This is a genomic window from Methylibium sp. T29 (genome assembly GCF_000576205.1).
Classification (GTDB): Bacteria; Pseudomonadota; Gammaproteobacteria; order Burkholderiales; family Burkholderiaceae_C; genus Methylibium; species Methylibium petroleiphilum.
Genome location: NZ_AZND01000228.1, coordinates 1 through 5,338 on the forward strand (window position 1 = coordinate 1; position 5,338 = coordinate 5,338).

The following is a 5,338-nucleotide window of genomic DNA, read 5'->3' on the forward strand; positions in this document are numbered from 1 at the left end:
CCCGGCCCGGCCGGCGAGCCGGGCCACGAATTCCGGCGCGGCCTGCACGCCCTCGAGCGCACGCTGCACGATCGCCTCGCGCGCGCCCGGCGGCGGCGAGTTCAGCTCCAGGTGGTACTGGAAGCGGCGGCGGAACGCCGGGTCGATCTGCTCGATGCGGTTGGTGACCCACACCACCGGCACCGGGTTGGTCTCGAGGATCTGGTTGACCCAGGCCTTGCCGCCCACCGAGCTCGAGGTACCGCTGTCGCTCTGCTCCAGCCGCGCCATCAGCTGCGCGGCGTCGTTCGACAGCGGCGGGAACACGTCTTCCACCTCGTCGAACAGCAACGCGACGTTCGGGCTGCCCTTCAGGAACACCTGGCTCATCTGCAGCGAGCGGTAGCGGTCGCGGCCCGACAGCGAGTTGCCGTCGCGGTCGGCCGACTCCACCTCGTACAGCTCGAGCGCGGCGGCCTGCGCCGCCACCTTGGCGAGCTCGGTCTTGCCGGTGCCGGGCGGCCCGTAGAGCAGCACGTTGACGCCGGGTTCATGGCGCGCGACCGCGTTCCTCAGCAGCGCCACCAGCATCTGCGCGTCGGCCGCGACGAACTCGAAGTCGGACAGCGTCAGCTCGGTCGGCGTGGCCGGCTTGGTGAACACCGCCATCAGGTCGCTCGGACCCTGGTACTCGCGCATCAGCACCGGCGGCAGTTGCTCGCTGACCTTCATCAGGTCAGCCAGGTCGGTGATGTTGTGCTCGGAGATCAGGTTCTCGACCATGCCGATGCGCTCGAGCCGCGAGCCGGTGCGCAAGGCTTCGGCCAGCTCGCGCTCGTCGACCTCCGCCACCTGCGCGATCGCCGCGTAGGCCTCCTGCGCACTCGACACCTTGAACTCGACGAGCAAACCGCGCAGGTCGCGCTGGTAGCGCGCCAGCGTGCCGTACAGCAGCAGCGCGCGCTCGGCCGGGTTGAGCTGCAGCAGACCGGCCAGCGCATCGATGTTCTTCTGCACCAGCGTCGATTCCTTCTTGACGCTGCGCTGCAACCACTCGGCGGTGGCGCCCAGCACGGCCAGCAGGTCCTTGGGCGCGTCCTTCACGTACTCGTCGATGTAGAAGAACAGCGTGCCTTCCTCGTAGGGCCCGCGCCACGCGCCGTGGCGGGCGATGAAGGCGAGGTCGCTCAGCGCCGCGTGGCCCTGCCAGGCTTCGTGCGCCTTGACGCGCTGGCCGAGGTAATCGCGCAGCCGGCGCAGCACGCTGGGCGGCCACACCAGGTGACGGCCGGTCAGCGACAGCAGCGCGCTCCAGTCGCGCCGCAGGTTGAAGCGCCCGAGGTGACGCAACGCCAGCGTGAGGACGAACTGCGAGCACAGCCGGTCGAGCACGGGCGCATCCGCCAGGCCGGGCGACAGCACGTAACGGGCGTCAGCAGCACTCCTTGCCATGGCCCCTTCTCCACAACCAAGACTCCGTGCGGGCCATCTTGGCCCAGGGCGCCCGTGCGAGCAAGCCCCGCGACGGGAGTCAGGGCGAATGCGAAGCCTTTACACCGCCAGGCCCGTGTCGGCTCAGCGCTCAGCGTTCGAACACCATCCTCAGGAAGCTGCGCGCCGTCACCAGGTTGGCGGGCGTGTGTGTCTCCTCGAGCACGCCGCTCATGCGCTGCAGGCGACGCGGGCTGCGCCGGGCGCTCCACACCAGCAGGTCGACGAGCCAGGGGCGCTCGTTGACGCTGCTGGCTTTCTCGTAGATCGCGAAGCGCGGCTTCAGCGCCGCCAGGTCGGCCTCGTAGCGGGCGCGCACGGCATCGTCACCGAGCGACAGCCGCTGGCCTTCGATCACCGCTTCGGCCGCAAGGACGCCGGTCTCGAGCGCCTTGCCGATGCCTTCGCCGGTGAGGGCATAGGTGCTGCCGGCCGCCTCGCCGGCCACCAGCAGGCCCGGACGTGAGCGGCGCGCGCCCTCGAGCGAACAGCGCAGCGGCGCCCCCTTCAGTTCGCCGAGCAGCGTGCCGCCTTCCATCAGCTCACGTGCCGGCGCGTGCACCTCGGTGAAGGCCGCGAAGACCTCGCGCAGGTTCACGTCCAGCATGCGGTGGCGGCCGAGGGCGTCGCGTCGATGGCTCTGCGCGACGCCGACGCCGATGTTGAACACGCCGTCGCGGCACGGAAAGATCCAGCCGTAGCCGGGCTTGAGCCGGCGATGCCACGCCACCTCGAGCTCGGTGATGCGACCGACCATGGCGTCGTTCTTGACGTAGCCGCGCAACGCCACGCCGCTGGGTGTGCGGCGGTCGCACACTCCCGCGGCGAGGCTGGCCTGCGGCACTGCGCCGCTGGCGAGCAGCACCCAGCGGGCGCGGATCTCGCGCGGCGCACGGGCCTCGTCGTGCCCCTGCAGGCGGGCACCGACCACCCGTCCGGCGTCCTCGAGCGGTTCGATGAAGCGCAGCGGCGCATGCATGCGCGCGCCGGCCTCCGCCGCGGCACGGCACAGCACCAGGTCGAGCTGGCGGCGCGGCAGCACGGCCAGCGTGCCCGGCACGTCGATGCGCCCGCCGCGCGGCGCGATGCAGCGCAGATGCTTCACCGGCTGCGCGAGCGCCATCACCTCGTCGAGCACGCCCAGCTTCGCCATCGCACGGTGCGCGTCGGGAATCAGGCCGTCGCCACAGACCTTGTCGCGCGGAAAGGCCTGCTGGTCGATCAGCACCACATCGACGCCAGCGCGCGCCAGCGTGCGGGCCGCCGCGCTGCCGGCCGGGCCGGCACCGACCACCAGCACCTCGCAGGCGGGGGGCAGGTCGGCGAGCGGGCGGTTCAGGCGGAGCAGGTGCATGCGTCGTCAGGCGAGCAGGGCCGAGGCACGGCCGGCATTCTAGAAAGCCCGCGTCTCACCAGACGGAGACGCGCTGCGCCTCGGGCAGGTAGAGCGCATCGCCCGGCTGCACGCCGAAGGTGGCGTAGAAGCCGGGATGGTTGCGCACCGTGCCGTTGGCGCGGAACTCGCCGGGCGCATGCGGGCCGGCCTTGATCTGCTCGATCAGCGCCGCCTCGCGCTGCTTGCCGCGCCACACCTGAGCGAAGCCGTAGAAGAAGCGCTGCGCGCCCTCCAGCCCGTCGATCACCGGGGCCGGCCGGCCACCGAGCGATCGCTGGTAGGCCTGGAAGGCGATCGCCAGGCCGGCGTTGTCGGCAATGTTCTCGCCCAGCGACAGCGCGCCGTCGATCGGATAGCCCGGCAGCGGCTCGTAGGCACCGTACTGCGCCACCAGTACGCCGGTCTTGGCGGCGAAGCGGGCGCGGTCCTCGGCAGTCCACCAGTCGCGCAGATTGCCGTCGGCGTCGTATTGGCTGCCCATGTCGTCGAAGCCGTGGCTGATCTCGTGGCCGATGACGGCACCGATCGCGCCGTAGTTCACCGCGTCGTCGGCGTCCGCGTCGAAGAACGGCGGCTGCAGGATGGACGCCGGGAACACGATCTCGTTCATCGACGGGTTGTAGTAGGCGTTCACGGTCTGCGGCGTCATGCCCCACTCGTCGCGGTCGATCGGCTGGCCCAGCCGAGCGAGCTGGCGCGCATGCTCGAACGCACGCACGCGCCGCACGTTGCCGACCACGTCGTCGCGGCGGATCTCCAGCGCGCGGTAGTCGCGCCAGCGCACCGGGTAGCCGATCTTGGTCACGAGCCGGGCCAGCTTGGCCTGCGCCTGGGCGCGCGTGGCCGGCCCCATCCAGTCCAGCGTGTCGAGGTTACGTCGGTAGGCCGCGAGCAGCTGCGCGACCAGCGCCTCCATGCGCGCCTTGTGGGCCGGCGGGAAGTGTCGGGCCACGTAGAGCTGGCCCAGGCCCTCGCCGAGGCAGCCCTCGACCAGCGCGACACCGCGTTTCCAGCGCGGCAGGTTCTCCGGCGTGCCGCGCAGCACGGTGCCGGTGAAGGCGAAACGGGCGTCGACGATCGCGCGGCCCAGGAAGGGCGTGTAGGCATACAGCACACGCAGCGTCGCGTAGGCCTTCCAGGCGTCGAGCGGCGCGTCGGCGAGCCGCGCCGACAGCGCAGCCAGGTAACTCGGCTGGCCGACCACCAGCCCTTCGGCGCGACCGGCCAGGCCGGTGCGCGCGGCGAGCCGTCCAGTCGATCGCCGGGGCCAGCGCGCGCAGCGCGGCGAAGTCGCAGCGGTTGTAGGTCTTCACCGGGTCACGGTTCTCGACGCGCGACCACTGCGCCCGGGCCAGCTCGGTCTCGAGCGCCAGCACGGCCCGCGCCGCCGCCTCGGCCGCGGCCGCAGGCTCGCCGGCCAGCACCAGCATCGCGGCCATGTGCGCCCGGTACTGCGCGCGCACCTCGCCGAAACGCGCGTTGTCCTCCAGCAGGTAGTAGTCGCGGTCGGGCAGGCCCAGGCCGCCTTGCGACAGGAAGGGAACGTAGCGCGTCGAATCGCGATCGTCCTGGCCGATGTGCAGGGCCAGCGGCACCCCCAGGCCGGCGCTGACGGCGTCGGCAAGCCATGCACCGAACTGCGCGCGATCGTTGATCGCGGCAACAGCCGCCAGTTCGTCCTGCAGCGGCGCGAGGCCACGCGCCTCGATCGCGGCCTCGTCCATGAAGCTGGCGTACAGATCGCCGATCTGCCGCGCCTCGCCGTCCTGGCCCTCGGCAGACGCCTCGTCGATCAGGGCCAGCAACTGGTCCTGGATGCGGTCGTGGATCTGCATGAAGGCGCCGGTGGACGCGCGGTCGGCGGGAATGGCGGTGTGCTTCAGCCACCCGCCGTTGACATGGCGGAACAGGTCGTCCTGCACGCGCACCGAGCGGTCGAAGCAGCCCTGCTCAATGCCCGACGCCGCCGCGCCACGGCCCGGTTCGGCCTGGCCCGCCGCCGACTCGGGGCCGAACAGCGCACGATGCAGCCCGCAGGCGTGGACAGGACGGAAGGGCGGGTCGTGCGGGCTCAAGAAGGCGTCTCCAGGCGGTCAGGGCGGCGCCTGCCGCTACAGGCGCACCGAGCGGCCGACGAACAGGATCGGCCCGGTCGGCCGGCCGATCGGCGAGCCGGTCTCGGGCTCCAGCGTGAGCTCGAACAACTGCCTCGCCTCCAGCGTCGGCAGCGTCGCGACCGGCAGTTCGGTGACCTGCCCGGCCCGCACCAGCCCGAGCGAGGTGGGCCCGGCAGCGCCTTCGGCCTTGGTCCAGAACTGCAGCGCCTTGCCCGGCGGCACGGCCTCGGTCGTGCCGACCGGCACCAGCCGCAACTGCCCGCCAGCGGTGGCCTCGACGACCCAGCCGGTGGTGTTGCTGCCCGGGGCCTGCAGCACCGCCAGGTAGCGAGGCGCGTCGGCCGGCGCAGGCGCG

General features: G+C 72.0%; 4 protein-coding genes and 1 pseudogene. All 5 read right to left on the reverse strand.

Translation table 11 applies throughout. From position 1 onward, the window contains the following. Positions 1-1,431, reverse strand: a 1,431-nt coding sequence (locus tag x551_RS18095) for an AAA family ATPase (RefSeq protein ID WP_036249913.1), incomplete at its 3' end; no start/stop codon positions are given. A gap of 130 nt (positions 1,432-1,561) precedes the next feature. Continuing rightward, a complete protein-coding gene (locus x551_RS18100; RefSeq protein WP_036249907.1) occupies positions 1,562-2,824 on the reverse strand; it encodes a geranylgeranyl reductase family protein in 1,263 nt (420 codons plus the stop codon). A gap of 55 nt (positions 2,825-2,879) precedes the next feature. Beyond that, a complete protein-coding gene (locus x551_RS27605) occupies positions 2,880-4,070 on the reverse strand; it encodes a M13-type metalloendopeptidase (protein ID WP_051495924.1) in 1,191 nt (396 codons plus the stop codon). 100 nt (positions 4,071-4,170) lie between these two features. After that, positions 4,171-4,794: pseudogene (locus x551_RS27610) on the reverse strand (M13 family metallopeptidase N-terminal domain-containing protein); the annotation flags it as partial. A gap of 183 nt (positions 4,795-4,977) precedes the next feature. Then, positions 4,978-5,338: anti-sigma factor (locus tag x551_RS18110; RefSeq protein ID WP_036249910.1), on the reverse strand; the 361-nt coding region annotated here is incomplete at its 5' end.